General features: G+C 63.9%; 11 protein-coding genes. 4 read left to right on the forward strand and 7 right to left on the reverse strand.

What is annotated here, in order from left to right; translation table 11 throughout:
- Nucleotides 1-9: 9 nt before the first annotated feature.
- The 3 genes from HF690_RS06965 to HF690_RS06975 form a co-directional block, all read right to left on the reverse strand.
- Nucleotides 10-576: a DNA-3-methyladenine glycosylase I gene (locus tag HF690_RS06965; protein WP_168608938.1), complete on the reverse strand. Its 567-nt coding sequence runs from the start codon at nt 574-576 to the stop codon at nt 10-12.
- Nucleotides 577-673: 97 nt separating this feature from the next.
- Complete coding sequence (locus HF690_RS06970) at nt 674-1,408, reverse strand: MHYT domain-containing protein (RefSeq protein WP_240151626.1); 735 nt, start codon at nt 1,406-1,408, stop codon at nt 674-676.
- A gap of 118 nt (nt 1,409-1,526) precedes the next feature.
- Nucleotides 1,527-2,501, reverse strand: a complete 975-nt coding sequence (locus HF690_RS06975; protein ID WP_168608940.1) for a pyridoxal-phosphate dependent enzyme — start codon at nt 2,499-2,501, stop codon at nt 1,527-1,529.
- A gap of 72 nt (nt 2,502-2,573) precedes the next feature.
- Between HF690_RS06975 and pepN the strand changes: the two genes are divergently transcribed.
- Nucleotides 2,574-5,207: an aminopeptidase N gene (gene pepN, locus HF690_RS06980; RefSeq protein WP_193568409.1), complete on the forward strand. Its 2,634-nt coding sequence runs from the start codon at nt 2,574-2,576 to the stop codon at nt 5,205-5,207.
- Nucleotides 5,208-5,290: 83 nt separating this feature from the next.
- Nucleotides 5,291-5,839, forward strand: coding sequence for a hypothetical protein (locus HF690_RS06985; protein ID WP_113066094.1), 549 nt, complete (start codon nt 5,291-5,293; stop codon nt 5,837-5,839).
- 119 nt (nt 5,840-5,958) lie between these two features.
- On the opposite strand, the gene HF690_RS06990 is transcribed toward HF690_RS06985, so the two are convergent.
- Nucleotides 5,959-6,141 carry a hypothetical protein gene (locus HF690_RS06990; RefSeq protein ID WP_146742354.1) on the reverse strand — a complete coding sequence of 61 codons (183 nt, stop codon included), beginning with the start codon at nt 6,139-6,141 and terminating at the stop codon, nt 5,959-5,961.
- A 608-nt stretch (nt 6,142-6,749) separates the two neighbouring features.
- Here HF690_RS06990 and mnmG point away from each other — a divergent pair.
- Nucleotides 6,750-8,627, forward strand: coding sequence for a tRNA uridine-5-carboxymethylaminomethyl(34) synthesis enzyme MnmG (mnmG, locus tag HF690_RS06995; RefSeq protein WP_113066095.1), 1,878 nt, complete (start codon nt 6,750-6,752; stop codon nt 8,625-8,627).
- Between the two features lie 55 nt (nt 8,628-8,682).
- Here the strand turns inward: mnmG and HF690_RS07000 are convergent, their stop codons facing one another.
- On the reverse strand, nt 8,683-9,288 hold the full coding sequence (locus HF690_RS07000) for a hypothetical protein (protein WP_168608941.1): 606 nt from the start codon (nt 9,286-9,288) through the stop codon (nt 8,683-8,685).
- 238 nt (nt 9,289-9,526) lie between these two features.
- Here HF690_RS07000 and HF690_RS07005 point away from each other — a divergent pair, with 238 nt between their 5' ends.
- Nucleotides 9,527-11,380: an autotransporter domain-containing protein gene (locus HF690_RS07005; RefSeq protein ID WP_168608942.1), complete on the forward strand. Its 1,854-nt coding sequence runs from the start codon at nt 9,527-9,529 to the stop codon at nt 11,378-11,380.
- A gap of 138 nt (nt 11,381-11,518) precedes the next feature.
- Here the strand turns inward: HF690_RS07005 and HF690_RS07010 are convergent, their stop codons facing one another.
- On the reverse strand, nt 11,519-12,379 hold the full coding sequence (locus tag HF690_RS07010) for a YbaY family lipoprotein (RefSeq protein ID WP_168608943.1): 861 nt from the start codon (nt 12,377-12,379) through the stop codon (nt 11,519-11,521).
- A gap of 529 nt (nt 12,380-12,908) precedes the next feature.
- Nucleotides 12,909-14,808, reverse strand: a 1,900-nt coding sequence (locus HF690_RS07015; protein ID WP_168608944.1) for a TonB-dependent receptor domain-containing protein, incomplete at its 5' end; no start/stop codon positions are given.

Here is a 14,808-nt window from a genome sequence, read left to right on the forward strand (position 1 = left end):
CGGGGCCGTTCAGCCTTCGGCCACCTGCGCGTGACGGAAGCAACCGGCCAAGTGGTCATTGACCATCCCCGTGGCCTGCATGAAGGCGTAGCAGATGGTCGGGCCGACGAAGCGGAAGCCGCGCTTCTTCAGCGTCTTGCTCATGTGTTCGGACACCGGCGTGCTGGCGGGGACATCACTGTGCTGCCTCCAGCGATTGCGCACCGGCTCGCCGTCGACGAACGACCACAGGTAGCGGTCCAGGCTGCCTTCCTCGTCGATCACGCGCAGTGCGGCGCGGGCGTTTTCGCGCATGGCGTTGACCTTGAGCCGGTTGCGGATGATGCCCGGATCGCGCAGCAGCCGTTCCAGATCGCGGTCGCTCATCGCGGCCACATGGGCGATGTCGAAATCGCGATAGACCTCGCGGTAGTGCGCGCGCTTCTCCAGCACGGTGCGCCACGACAGCCCCGCCTGCGCGCCCTCGAGACACAGGAACTCGAACAGCATGCGGTCGTCGTGCAGCGGCGTGCCCCACTCGGTGTCGTGGTAGTCGCGCTCGATGGCGCTATTTTCGGCCCAGCGGCAGCGTTTCATGGGCGGCGCTCCTGATTCGGAACGCCAAGCCTACCCGGCCCGCCGCGCGGACGACAGGCGCGGCCGCCGCTGCGGCCGGCCCGTCCGCCGCGTTCGCTCAGTGATCGATGGCGAGCACCTGGCGGTTCTTCAACGCCGCGATCAGGACGCCGACCAGCATCGTGACGATGACGCCGAACACCATCAGACCGAGGTACAGGCTGTCGATGCTGTGGGCGCCGGCCGTATCCGGTTTGCCAATCAGCACGAAACGCGCTGCGGCCATGCCCGTGTAGTGCATGCCGCACACCGCCAGGCCCATCACCAGCGCACCGAACATCGACTGCAGCGCGCTGCTGCGCTTGTAGGCCATCCACAGAGCCGCCACCGAAGCCACGACCGCGATCAGGATCGACAGCGAGGTGATGGCGCCGTTGTAGACCGTGGTCGCGGGCATGCGCATGGCGGCCATGCCCATGTAATGCATCGCGGCCACGCCGATGCCCATGTAGGTGCCGGCCGTCAGCAGGTTCAGCCGCGAATGGTCACCGCGCGAAGTCAGCGACAGCCCGATGAGGCACGCCACCACGGCCACCAGCGCGGACAGGGCGGTCAGAATGGGATCGTAGTCCACAGTGACCGGCATCTTCAGCGCCAGCATGCCGATGAAATGCATCGCCCAGATGGCGCCGACGCCGACGACCAGACTGGCCAGGATCAGACGCTTCCAGCGCTGGGCCTTGTCGTGCACGTCCTGGATGCCTGCCATCAGGCGAAGTGCAGTGAACGAGCCGAGCACGGACACCACGTAGGACATCAGAACGAGCATGTAATCGTACGAATGATGGATCATGGGCAACCCCTGTTTCTTGTGTCATGGCCGCTCCCGCACTCGGGAGGGCACGGCACAGATACGCAGGGGCGCCGCGTCTGGATGCATGGTGCGTGCCGGCCGACTGGAACGCGCCGTCTCAGCCGAAAGGCAGCGCGTCCAGATCGACGTTGCCGCCGGTCAACACTACGCCCACCTCACGGCCGGCGAAGACTTCAGGGTGCGCCTGAATCGCCGCCAGCACCGTGGCACTGGACGGCTCGACCACCTGGCGCAACTCCCGCCACAGCAGGCGCATGGCTGCCAGGACCTGCGCGTCGGTCACGGTGAGCACCGCGACCCCGCACGCCTTGAGGATGTCGAAGTTGGGCGCGCCGACGGTCGCGCGCAGGCCATCGCACACGGTCTCGGGCACCACGTCGGCAATGCGCCGCCCGGCACGCAGGGAACGCGCGGCATCGTCCGCGCCGGCCGGTTCGGCCGCCAGCAGAGCGAGATTCGGGGCGATCCCGCGCCCGACCAGCGCGCAGCCCGCGGCCAGTCCGCCGCCGCCGACCGGCACCAGCAGCGTGTCCAGTGACGGCACAGCCTGCAGCAACTCCAGCGCCACGGTGCCCTGCCCGGCGATCACGCGCGAGTCGGTGTAGGGATGCACCAGGGTCGCGCCTGTGGCATCCACGACGCGAGCGGCCTCCGCCTCGCGCGCCGCCTGGGTCGGCGCGCAGCGGTAGATCCGCGCGCCGGCGGCCTCAATGGCCTCGACCTTGGCCCGCACCGCGCCCTCCGGTACCACCACGTGCGCGGGCAGACCGCGCGAGGCGGCCGCCAGCGCCAGCGCCTGGCCGTGATTGCCGGACGAATGCGTGACCACCCCGCGCGCGGCGTGCGCCTCGTCCAGCGACCACACCGCGTTGCACGCGCCGCGGAACTTGAACGCGCCGCTGTGCTGCAGATGCTCGCATTTGAAATGCAGTCGCGCACCGGCCGCGGCATCCAGCACCTCGCTGCGCAGGATCGGCGTGACCCGCGCCCGCCCCGCCAGCCGCGCGGCGGCAGTGCGCACATCGGCCAGCGTCGGCAGATTCGCGATTCGACCTTCGGACGATACGGACATGGGCTTCCTAAGTGTTTGTAAATGCCTGCCATGTTAGCCTTTGCGGCCCTCACCCACACCCCCTGACTGCACATGTCCGCTTCTGCTCTGCCCGTCCGACTGTCCGATTACGCCGCACCCGACTGGCGCGTTTCCAGCGTCGAGATGGAGGTCGATCTCGACATCGCCTCGAGCCGCATTCGCACACGGCTGACTGTGCACGGCGACGGTCAGCGCCCGCTGCGTCTGGATGGCGAGGATCTGGAGCTGCTGGAACTCAAACTGGACGGCGAGACACTCGACAAAGACCGCTACCGCCAGCACGACGACGCGCTGGAGGTCGACGGCGTGCGCGACGGCAGCGTCGTGGAAACGCTGGTGCGGGTAAAGCCGGCCGAGAACACCAAGCTCGAGGGGCTGTATCTGTCCGGCTCGTCCGAGGCCGGCTTCCTGCTGACCCAGTGCGAGGCCGAGGGCTTCCGCCGCATCACCTTCTTTCCCGACCGCCCGGACGTGCTGGCCACCTACACCGTGACCCTTCGCGCCAACCGCGCGCGCTTCCCGGTGCTGCTGGCCGGCGGCAACCCGGACGGCGCCGGCGAACTGGAAGACGGCCGCCACTGGGCGCGCTTCGTCGATCCGCATCCCAAGCCCAGCTACCTGTTCGCGCTGGTCGCCGGACGCCTGGAGAAAATCAGCCGCGACTACCGCACCGCCGATGGCCGCGACGTGACGCTGAATCTGTGGGCCGAGGCCGACGCCATCGATCAGTGCGGCTACGCCATGGACGCGCTCGAGCGCTCCATGCGCTGGGACGAGGAGACCTACGGCCGCAACTACGACCTGGACGTATTCCATGTCGTCGCCACCCATGACTTCAACATGGGCGCGATGGAGAACAAGGGCCTGAACATCTTCAACGCCAAGTACCTGCTGGCCACGCCCGACATGAGCACGGACAGCGAGTACCAGCACGTCGAGGCGGTCGTCGCGCACGAGTATTTCCACAACTGGAGCGGCAACCGCGTCACCTGCCGCGACTGGTTCCAGCTGAGCCTGAAGGAAGGTCTCACCGTGTTCCGCGAGCAGAGCTTCTCGGCGGACATGAACTCGCCCTCGATCAAGCGCATCGAGGATGTCTCGCTGCTGCGCCGCGCGCAGTTCACCGAGGACGCCGGCCCGCTGGCGCATCCGGTGCGGCCCAGCGAGTACCGCGAGATCAACAACTTCTACACCGCCACCGTGTACGAAAAGGGTTCCGAGCTGGTGCGCATGATCGCCGGCCGCCTCGGCGCCGAGCGCTTCCGCAAGGGCATGGACCTGTACTTCGACCGTCACGACGGCGAGGCCGCCACCATCGAGGACTTCCTTGCCGCCCTCGGCGAGGCGAACCGGATGGATCTCACGCCCTATCTTGCCTGGTACGGTCAGGCCGGCACGCCACGCCTGCGTGCGCTGGGCGAGTACGACGCCTCGCAACGCCGTTACACGCTGACGCTGCACCAGCGCACGCCGGCCACGCCGGGACAGCCGCACAAGCACCCGGTGCCGATTCCGGTCCGCATGGCCCTGTTCGATCGCGGCGGTCACATGCTGCCGCTGCACCTGCGGGACGAAGAAGGCGTGCCGAGCCGCGAATGCGTGCTGGAGCTGGACGGCGCCGAAAAGCAGTTCGTCTTCGAGAACGTACCGGAAGCGCCCATTCCTTCGCTGCTGCGCGGTTTTTCCGCGCCGGTCGTACTGGAACACGATTACGTACCCGAGGACCTGGCCACGCTGCTGCGCGCCGATCCCGACGGATTCAACCGCTGGGCGGCGGGCCAGCAACTGTCCGGCCGCGCCTTCGATGCGATGCTTGGCGGGGAAACCAGTTCGGCCGCGCTGCAGGCATGGTGCGATGCCCTGTGCGGGCTGTTCGAGGACGCCGATATCGATCCGGCGCTGCTCGCTGAATTGCTGATGCCGACCTCGGAGATCGAACTGGCCGAGCGTATCGAGCAGGATGTCGACCCCGAGGCCGTGCACGCCGCCCGTGAATCGCTACTCGACCACCTTGCTCGCCGCATCGGCGGTGAGCGTCTCGAGGATCGCTATGACGCGCTGCAATCGGTAGCCAGCGACGATCTCGACCCGGTCTCGCAGGCCCACCGTCGCCTGAAGAAGACCATACTTCGCCTACTGTTCTGCGTGCGCCCGGATGCCGCGCTGCGGCGCGCGGAAGCGCTGCTCGCACAGACCGGCAACATGACCGATCGCCTGCTGGCTCTGCACACCCTTTTGCAGGGACCGCACGCGGATGCGGCCGCCGCCGCGTTCCGGGAACGTCACCACACCCAGCCGCTGGCCATGGACAAGTGGTTTGCCGTGCAGGCGCAGATCCCCGGCACGGAAACGCTTCAACGCGTGGAGACGTTGCTGGACGACAGCGCCTTCACCCTGCGCAATCCGAACCGGGTCAACGCACTGCTGGGTTCGTTCTCACGGGCCAATCCGACCGGGTTCCATCGCGCAGACGGCGCGGGCTACCGTTTCCTGACCGCCAAACTGGCCGAGATCGATGCGTTGAACCCGCAGGTCGCGGCCCGGCTGGCGAATGCCTTCAACGGCTGGCGGCGACTCGAACCCGTGCGCCGCGAGGCCGCTCACGAGGCGCTCGCCTCCCTGGCCTCGGAGCATGCGTTGTCGCGCGACCTCGCCGACATCGTGCAACGTGCGCTGGAAGGCTGAGTCCACTGTCTACCTGCCGTTAACGTGTGCGGTTCTACAGTGAAACCGTGTTCCGCACACGTTCGACGCGCTCAGGGGGTGTCATGAAACGCATTCTTCTTCTCGCTGCCTCGGTCCTGGCTCTTGCCGCACTGGGCGGCTGCGTCACCCCGGCCTATCGCTACAGCGGCGGCAACGGCGGTTATTACTACGGTCAGGCCCCCACCCGCAGCCAGACCGTGATCTACGGCGGCAGCTCCGCCTACTACGGAGACCCGTGGTACACGCCTTATGCCTGGGGACCGGGCGTGCACACGCAGATCTACTACTACGGGGACGGCCACCGTCGTTACCGGCACGATGACCGCGACCGGCGCTACCGCGATCGCGATGATCGGCGCCATCGCGACAGCGACTACCGCCGCGACCACGACCGTTACCGCTCGCGAAGCGACAGCGACCGACGCCAACACGCGCAGCGCCGCACCTATCCGACCCGTTCCCGCAACGAGCATCACAGCAATCGCCTCGGTGCGGCTGGCCAGAGACTTTTGCAGCGCCAGCAGAGCCAGCAACGTCAACCTGCGCATCGCAGCAACCCGAAGCTGCTCCGCCGCTCGGTCGATGACCGGCGACGCCGGGAGCGTGAGTAAGCGGTTCGTCGGCTGCAGCCCAGAAAAGCAAAACGCCACGTCGGGATGCCGGCGTGGCGTTTTTGCGTGGCAGGCGGTGCGCCGAAGCGCATCGCCGAAATCGATGTGCGTCGAAACGATCAGGCCGAAAGGCGGCGCACGGCATCCTGCAGCTTGGCCAGGCGCAATTCCAGACGCTGCTTGCGCAGCGGATCGGCCTCGCTGGACTGCGTTTCCATCGCCAGTTCCACACGTCCCATCTCGATCAGGAGATCGTGATGCAACGCCATCGGATCGTTTTTACGTTCTTCACTCGAAAACATGGTCTATCCCCTGATGAACACGTGCCGCTTGTTCACGGATACGGATGCATCAATCGTGCCAAGCGCCCATGGTGCAAACGGCGCATGCCACCTAGCCTTTTTTCCTATGGCGACCTGACGCAGAGCGTCGTAAAGTGCCAACAACCGCACACCAAGTGCCCCATGTCCGGCATGGAGTCATTCTCGGTTCACGATGATTGCTCCATGATCGGTCCCATGAACGGTCAAGGCTGACGCAGGGGGCGCAGCCGATTAAGCCGTCAACGATCAAAAAGTTTCTGGCACCCGGCACACGGTCATCCTGGATTCCCCCTGTTCCTGAGGACCGCCGGGTGCCAGATCCTTCCTTTCCTGCTCGGGGCAGGGCTGTCGGACCTGACAGCAGGTGCTTCCCCTCGCCGGCACGCGACCGGCCCCTGAAACCAGTCTCAGCGCGCGCAGCGCAGCGCCTATGCCCGGCGAGGGTGCAGGGAACGATCATGCACGCTTCATGCCAACCTCCGGCATCACCCCTCTTCCATCGCGCAACAGGCTTCACCGCAACCATGGCTTGTCGTCATCAAGACGGCTAAAATACTGAACTTTCAGCTTTTCCGTCCGATTTCGCCATGCAGCATCCGCATACCTACGACGTCATCGTGATCGGTGGCGGCCACGCCGGCACCGAAGCCGCGCTGGCTGCGGCCCGCTGCGGCGCGGATACGCTGCTGCTGACGCACAATCTCGAAACCATCGGCCAGATGAGCTGCAACCCCGCCATCGGCGGTATCGGCAAAGGACACCTGGTGCGCGAGATCGATGCGCTCGGCGGCATCATGGCGCAGGCCGCGGATCATGCCGGCATCCAGTGGCGCACCCTGAATGCCTCCAAGGGACCGGCCGTCCGCGCCACGCGCTGTCAGGCCGATCGCAACCTCTACAAGGCCGCCATCCACCATGCTGTCGAACACCAGCCGAACCTGAGCCTGTTCCAGCAGGGCGTGGACGACCTGCTCATCGAGAGCGGGCGCGTGACGGGCGTGGTGACGCAGATGGGTCTGCAATTTCGCGCCCGCGCCGTGGTCTTGACCGTCGGCACCTTTTTGGCCGGCCGCATCCATATCGGCGAGAGCCAGTACAGCGGCGGACGCGCCGGCGACCCACCCGCTTCCGCACTGGCCAAGCGACTTCGCGAACTGCCGGTCGCTGCGGATCGCCTCAAGACCGGCACACCACCGCGCATCGATGGCCGCAGCATCGACTACAGCCGCCTTCAGGAGCAGCCGGGCGACACGCCGATGCCGGTGTTCTCCTACCTCGGCCATCGGGACCATCATCCCCGTCAGGTCAGCTGCTGGATCGCGCAGACCACCGAACACACGCACGACCTCATTCGCGCAGGGCTTGATCGCTCCCCGATGTACAGCGGCCAGATCGAAGGCACCGGACCGCGCTACTGCCCCTCGATCGAGGACAAGATCGTGCGCTTCGCCGACAAGACCTCGCATCAGGTGTTCGTCGAGCCGGAAGGTCTCGACAGCTTCGAGATCTATCCCAACGGCATCTCCACCTCTCTGCCGTTCGACGTGCAGCTGGCCCTGGTCCGATCGATCCCCGGATTCGAGCATGCGCACATCACGCGTCCCGGCTATGCCATCGAGTACGACTACTTCGACCCGCGCGGCCTGCTGCCTTCCCTGCAGACACGCGCCATCTCCGGACTGTTCTTCGCCGGCCAGATCAACGGCACCACCGGCTACGAGGAAGCCGCCGCCCAGGGACTCGTCGCCGGCCTCAATGCCGCGCGCCTGGTGCAGGAGCGCGATGCATGGACCCCGCGTCGCGACGAGGCGTACATCGGCGTGCTGATCGACGACTTGACCAGCAACGGCACACTGGAGCCGTACCGCATGTTCACTTCACGCGCCGAGTATCGCCTGCACTTGCGCGAGGACAACGCGGACCTGCGCTTGACCGACAAGGGCTTCGAGATGGGTTTGGTCACGCCCGAGCGTCACACTGCGCTATGCCGCAAGCGCGATGCTGTCGAACGCGAGCGCGCTCGCCTGCAAGCCCTGCACGTGGCACCCGGCAACGCGCTGGGCGATGCACTCGTCCGTGATCGCGACATCGCCTTGAGCCGGGAATCCAGCGCACTCGATCTCCTGCGCCGCCCCGAACTCGATTACGCGGCGCTGACCGGTGTCGACGGCTTCGGCCCGGGCGTCGAGGATGCCCAGGTTGCGCTGCAAGTCGAGGTGCAAACCAAGTACGCCGGCTATCTCGAACGCCAGCGCGAGGAAATCGCGCGTCATCGACGCAACGAACATACGGCGATTCCGGATGATTTCGATTACACATGCGTGCGCGGCCTGTCCGCGGAGGTGCTGACCAAACTGCAGCACGCACGTCCGACCACGATCGGCCAGGCGGCCCGCATCAGCGGCGTCACGCCAGCCGCCATCTCACTACTGTTGGTGCACCTCAAGCGTCGTCGGGCCGCCTGATCGAAGATGGCCACGCCACCATTCGGCAGCGCGGCCATCCTTTCATGCTCGCGACTCAGATGCCGTCCGCGGCATGCAGTGTCAGCTCCGCTTTCTGCTGCGCGCTGGCGCGATTCCACTTCTGCATGTACTCCGCCTGCTTGGCGTTCACGCTCGCCTTGTGCTCGGCATACCACTGGTCGGCGGCCGGTGTCTTGACGACGAAGCTGGTTTCACTCTTCCAGCTCTGGAACCGCTGGGACTGCAGCGAGTACTTCGCCGCCGGATCGTTATGGATCGGCAGCAGCGAGAAACGGGCCTTGAACACGCCCACGCGCGGCGAGACCAGCACGTAATAGGTCTTGCCTGCATCCAGCGTCGCATTCATGAAGTCGCCGTTCTCGGCCACCACCATGAAAAGATGCGTTCCCGGGTCGGCCTGATAGGCCAGCTTGGTCTTCGCCGAGACGACACCGATGAAATCGTCGCCCTGCTTGCCCGTGTCATAGACCGACGACTGGATCGCACCACCGAACGATGACGGCCGCATGAAAATGACCAAGGCTTTCCCCGGCTCTGGAGAAGGCGCCGCGCCCGGCGTCTTGGTCATCAGGCTCGACATGCAGCCACCCAGCATCAATGCCACGGCCAGCGCCGCAGTCATGCGTACGTACTTCTTCATGAATCCCCCTACCATTTTGATAAACGCAACCGTCCCGCACGTTGCTCCATGCCTCGTGCGCGTTGCGTCTTGCAAGAATATTCACAGGCTGGGGAAAGCGCAAACGCAGCCAAGCCGACGATTCCGCATCGCAACATGCGCTGCCGTACGGACTGGATTATCGTTACGATAATGTTGCAGCCACGCGCATCCACACGGGTGCGCCCACAAGAGCCGCTTGTTCAGGGAGAACCACGCAATGCCCCGTCTACGTCACCTCACCACGGCTATCGTCGCCACGCTGGCCTTCTCCAGCGCCGCGCACGCCGCCACCACCGATTTCAACAACATGGTCGTCTTCGGTGACAGCCTCAGCGACAACGGCAATCTGTCGCTGGCGCTGGGTTCCACCACACCTACGCGCTTCACCACCAACCCCGGCACGGTCGCGGTGGAGAACATTGCCAACTCCTTCGGCTTCATGCTGACGCCGTCCGTGACCGGCGGCACCGACTACGCGTTCGGTGGAGCCGGCATCAACAACAACTCGAGCGCCGGCCCGATCCCGCTTCTGGGCCAGCAGTTGGACATGTACCTGGCCGCGAATGGCGGCACCGCCGATGCGCATACGCTGTACTCGGTCTGGGGCGGCGCCAATGACATTTTCTACGCCACCTCCGGCGCGGTCGCCCCGAATCAGATCCCGACCATGGTCGGTGCCGCGGCCGTCGGCGAGGTCAACCTGATTGGCAAGCTGCATGCCGCCGGCGCCAACTATGTCCTGGTGTTCAACCTTCCCGACATCGGCAAGACCCCGTCCGGGCTTGCTGCAGGCGCCAGCGCCTCCGCCAGCCTGACCTCGCTTTCGCTGGTCTACAACGGCGCGCTGAATTCCGGCATCAAGCAACTCAGCGACCAGGGACTCAACATCATTCCGGTCGATACCTACAGTCTTTTCAGCGAAGTCATCGGCAACCCGCAGGCCTACGGTTTCAGCAACGTCACCGATGCCGCATGTGGATTGACCTCGACCTCGCTGCAATGTGGACCGCAGGGCTCCGGCCTCCCGTATACCTATCCCGACGGTGCGCAGGACTCCTACCTGTTCGCGGATGGTGTACACCCGACCACCGCAGCGCACCGGCTGCTCGCTCAGTACGTGGTGGCCGAGATCAATGCACCTCGCCAGATTTCGCTGCTGGCCGAAGCGCCGCTGGCTTCCAGCGCCGCACACCTGCGCACGGTGCGCACCAATGCGCTGGACTCGCTGAACGCCAGCAGCAGCCGCCTGTTCGCCAACGTCACCTACGGCAATCAGAACTTCGACGCCACGGACTCCTCGCCCAAGACCCACAGCAACAACGTGAACCTGACCCTCGGCGTGACTGCGCCGGCCGGTAATCACGTCAGTCTCGGTGTCGCACTGGGCGTCTCGCACAACCGTGCCGACGTCAGCGGCAACCATGGCGGCTACAAGCTCAACTCGGTCCAGGGCACCGGATTCGCGATGTATCACGCCGGTGGCGGCTACTTCGGCGGCTACATGGGCTTCGCTCAGCTCGACTACAACGATGTGCAGCGCCGCTTCCAGCTGGGCGCCATGCAGCGCACCGAAGCCGCCCGCACTGACGGCTCGCAGCTATTCACCGGCCTCATGGGCGGCTATGACTTCCATGCCGGCTCGCTTCGCACCGGCCCGTTCGCGCGTCTGGAATGGCAGAAGATCAAGGTCAACGGCTTCCAGGAATTCAGCGGCGACAGTTCTGCGATGTGGTTCGATGCACAGTCCCGCTTCTCCATGCAGCAGACGCTCGGCTGGCGACTGCGCGGCGACTGGGTCGTCGGCGAATTGACCATGCATCCGTATGCGGAAGTCTCCTGGACCCACGACCAACGTGCCGATCCGCGCAAGGTCGAGGCGGGCCTGATCGGCATGAACGGAAGCTTCGCGCTGACCGGCTTTGTTCCGGATAAGAGCTGGGCCAACGCCGATCTCGGCATCATGACCGAGTTCAGCCCGACGACCTCCGGCTGGATCGGTTATCAGGGCCGCTTTGCCGACAGCAATCAGAAGATCAATAGCTTCAACATGGGCCTCAAGATCAACTTCTGATCGCAACAGATCGAGCCGCTCCGCTCGGAGCGACTCGACTGATTCCGGCCGTCTGATTTCAGGTGGCAAAAAAAGACCGGACCATGATGGCCCGGTCTTTTTTTATCTGACTGTCGCTCGGGACAAGCCGAGCCGTCGTCAACGCTTCTTCTTCTTGGCTGGCGACTTGGCCTGTGCCAGCTTCAGCATCGACTCTGCCTGCTTCTTAAGCATGGTGGCATCGCTGTCCGAAAGCACGGTCGTCTTGCCCGAAGCCACATGCTCCTTCACGACCAAGTTGCCGTCCGCATCCCACCCGGCACGCATGATTTCGCTGGGGCGAGCATTCTGACTCGGCTTGCGCTGCATCACGACAACCCAGGGCTTGCCGTCCTTGTAGGCGAAATCGGTATTGGCGAAACCCTTGTCACCGTAATCGGTGTTTTCGCGCACGAAAACGATCTTGCCGCTGTCGTTGCTGCGGAAAGTCTGCCAACCGTGCGAAACGTCCTTCTCGAGCTGACGTCCGTTGCTGATCTCGTACGCGCCAAGATTCTTCTTCAGGTTGTCGAAGGCGCCCATCATCTTTTCTTCGGGCGTCTGGTTGGCGGCCAGCATGATGCTGACCTGCGACGTCGGCGCATCGCGCGTGATGACCGGCGACTGTACCGGCATGCTGAACGTGCGCTCACCGTCCACCAGCGAAACCTTGACCAGGTAGATGTGCGCCGGATTGATTTTGGCGCCATCGAAATCGAGTGTGAACTGCACCGGCATCTGCTTGACCGGAGAAATGTTCTTCGTGGCCAGCGGCTGAGCGCCCTCGGCCGAACCATCCACCAGCTGGATCTTCATCGTCGCCTGTGGCGAAAGCTCGCGCGGCTTCAGCAGTCCGACCGTACCCGAGACACTGTGCACAGCCTGCGCCGCAGCCTGATTCGGGTTCTCGGAGGAGTTCTTGTTACAACCGGCGGCACCGAGCGCGGCCAGCATCGTCAGCGTCAAGGCGATCCTGCGCATGGAGAAACCTCATTGGAAACGTTGTGGTAATAGGAAAAAAGCTGTCCTCACCAAGAGTTACAGAGTGAGCGACGCTTGATGGGGGAAGTTCCAAGCATAGCGGGAATATTGTGCGCAGGAAAGACAGCGATCACCGCGCTCCCGGTACGGCCGCATGGCGAGCCCAGAAAGCACCACCGCCTTCCCAACGATCCACACGTCACGACAACATATGAATCTGATTCACGTGCAGGGTTGAGTATGCTCCGAAACCACCCTATTCCGGCATCCACCGCACCCCTTCCCCGAAAGAAACCTTCATCGTCATAACTCCTAAATCATCTGGATGTCAGCCTCTTTGCACCAAGCTTGACTCCGACCATTCTCGTACCTTGTGCTTCTCCGACGAGCGGGGGTATGGACGTCCATTCATTCCATGCGCATGAATCCGGGATCACCCTTCGTGCAAAACCCACGCAAAAAAAAGCGCCGCCCCGAAGGGCGGCGCTCCAATGGATTTCCGAAAAAATCCGGGTCTAGCTGACTACTATCAGTAATCGTAGGAGACCGAGAGACGGATGTAACGCGGCGGCTCACGGAACAGCGGGTAGTGATAGTAGTTGTACTTCGTCTTCGGCGCGGCCACGAAGCTGGGCTCCGTCTGAACCGGCTTCTGCTCGTTGAGCAGGTTGAAGACATTCAGCTTGAACGCCAACTTGTGGTCAGCGAAGGCCGGGGTGTAACGCACGCCCACGTTGATCTGATGGGTCCACGGCGTGTGACCAGCGAAGCTGTCACCCGGGTGCACGATCTTGCCTGCGCACCAGTGGTAGTTACCCGTGCTGCCACGGTTGTAACCCGTCGGATCGCCGGTGGCGTCCGGGCCGAAGTAACCCAGGCAGGACTGCGGGGTACCCGACTGGATCAGGGCGACACCCGAGAACAACCATTCCGGCGTCAGCTGGTAAGCACCGCGGATACGGATCTGGTGCTTGCGGCTGTTCTGCAGCTCACCGTCCTGACCCTGCATCAGCTGCCAGGAATCCCAATCCTCGGTCTTGGAGACGTCAGACTGACCGAAGTCCGGACGCACCTGACCAGCCGTGTTGCCACGGGCATGGGTCCAGGTGTAATCGATACGGCCGAACCACTTGCCGTCGAACGGATGCTCCATGTACAGGTTGACCGAGTAGATCGTGCGCTTCGGCTTCTTCAGGAAGCCCCAATCCGAGGTCGACATCGGAACGTTCAGGTAACCCGGATCATTGTTCGGAGCAACACGGATGATGCTGGTCTTGCCCGGGTTGATCAGGCGGCAGTACGAAGCACCGTACAGCGAGTTGTCGTAGTTGGCCGGGTTCAGGCCCATCTTCGCGATCTTGGCGGCAATCCGGGTCGGATCGCACTCATCGTCGATGGTGGTCTTCAGATCACGATAGCTGAGCTTGGCACCGTACACCCAGTTGTCGCCCAGCTTCTTGTCGAAGCCGAGGTTGTACTGATCGATGTACATCGCCTTCAGGTTGGCCGCGGTGACTTCCTGCGGATCCTTGGCGCGACCGTACTCACCGTCCGGCGAGATCAGCGTCGGCGTGTACGGGGCGTACGGGGTCAGACCCGTCGGGACACCATTGGCGTCGATGCCCGTGTAGGTGAAGTACTGATACACATAGGTGGACGCATTGGCCGCACGCTCAGCCGCATTATTCGGCAGGGCCAGGTAGTAACGACCCGCATTGCCGTACAGCTTGAAGCTGGAATCACCATTCACGTCCCAGCTGAAGCCCAGACGCGGCTCCCACTGGTTCTTCTCATCAACGAACGGAACACCGTTGTTGTTGTAGTTCGTGTAGTGATCGTTACGCACGCCGAGATTCAACTGCAAGTTCGGCGTCGCCTGCCATTCGTCCTGCAGGTAGTAGGCCTTCTGACGCATCGACATGCTGGTCAGCGACTCGATGTTCAGGTAGTAGACCAGGTACGTGCCGTCCGAAGCCTGGTTGTAGACCCAACGCGTGCCGTCGGTCGGCGCACCAATCGGGTTGACCAGCTCGGCGGGGCCAGGGCCACCGGAGTAGAACGAACCCTGGTTGTGCGCGACATACGTCATGTTGTCGATGCCGACACCCAGGTTGTGATCACCCAGCACGTAGTTGAAGTCGACACGCAGACCCTTGGTACGCGACGAAGCATCGTCGGCATAGGACGTGGCGCGGTTCTGGTTGTTGATGATGCCGATGTTCGGATCGACATTGCTGCCCCAGTACGCCGGGTTCTGGCTGGTGGCGCGCGTGATCAGCGGCAGCTTGCTCTTGTTGCCGTAAACCGTCGGGTTCTGGAAGTCACCCTTGCCGTACAGCACGCTCAACGTAGCGTTGTCCGTGATGTAGCTGGTGTAGTGGGCGATCATGATCTTGGCGTTGTCGGCCGACTGCGTATTGACGCTGTTG

Origin of the sequence: Oleiagrimonas citrea (genome assembly GCF_012395255.1) — a bacterium.
GTDB classification, from domain to species: Bacteria; Pseudomonadota; Gammaproteobacteria; order Xanthomonadales; family Rhodanobacteraceae; genus Oleiagrimonas; species Oleiagrimonas citrea.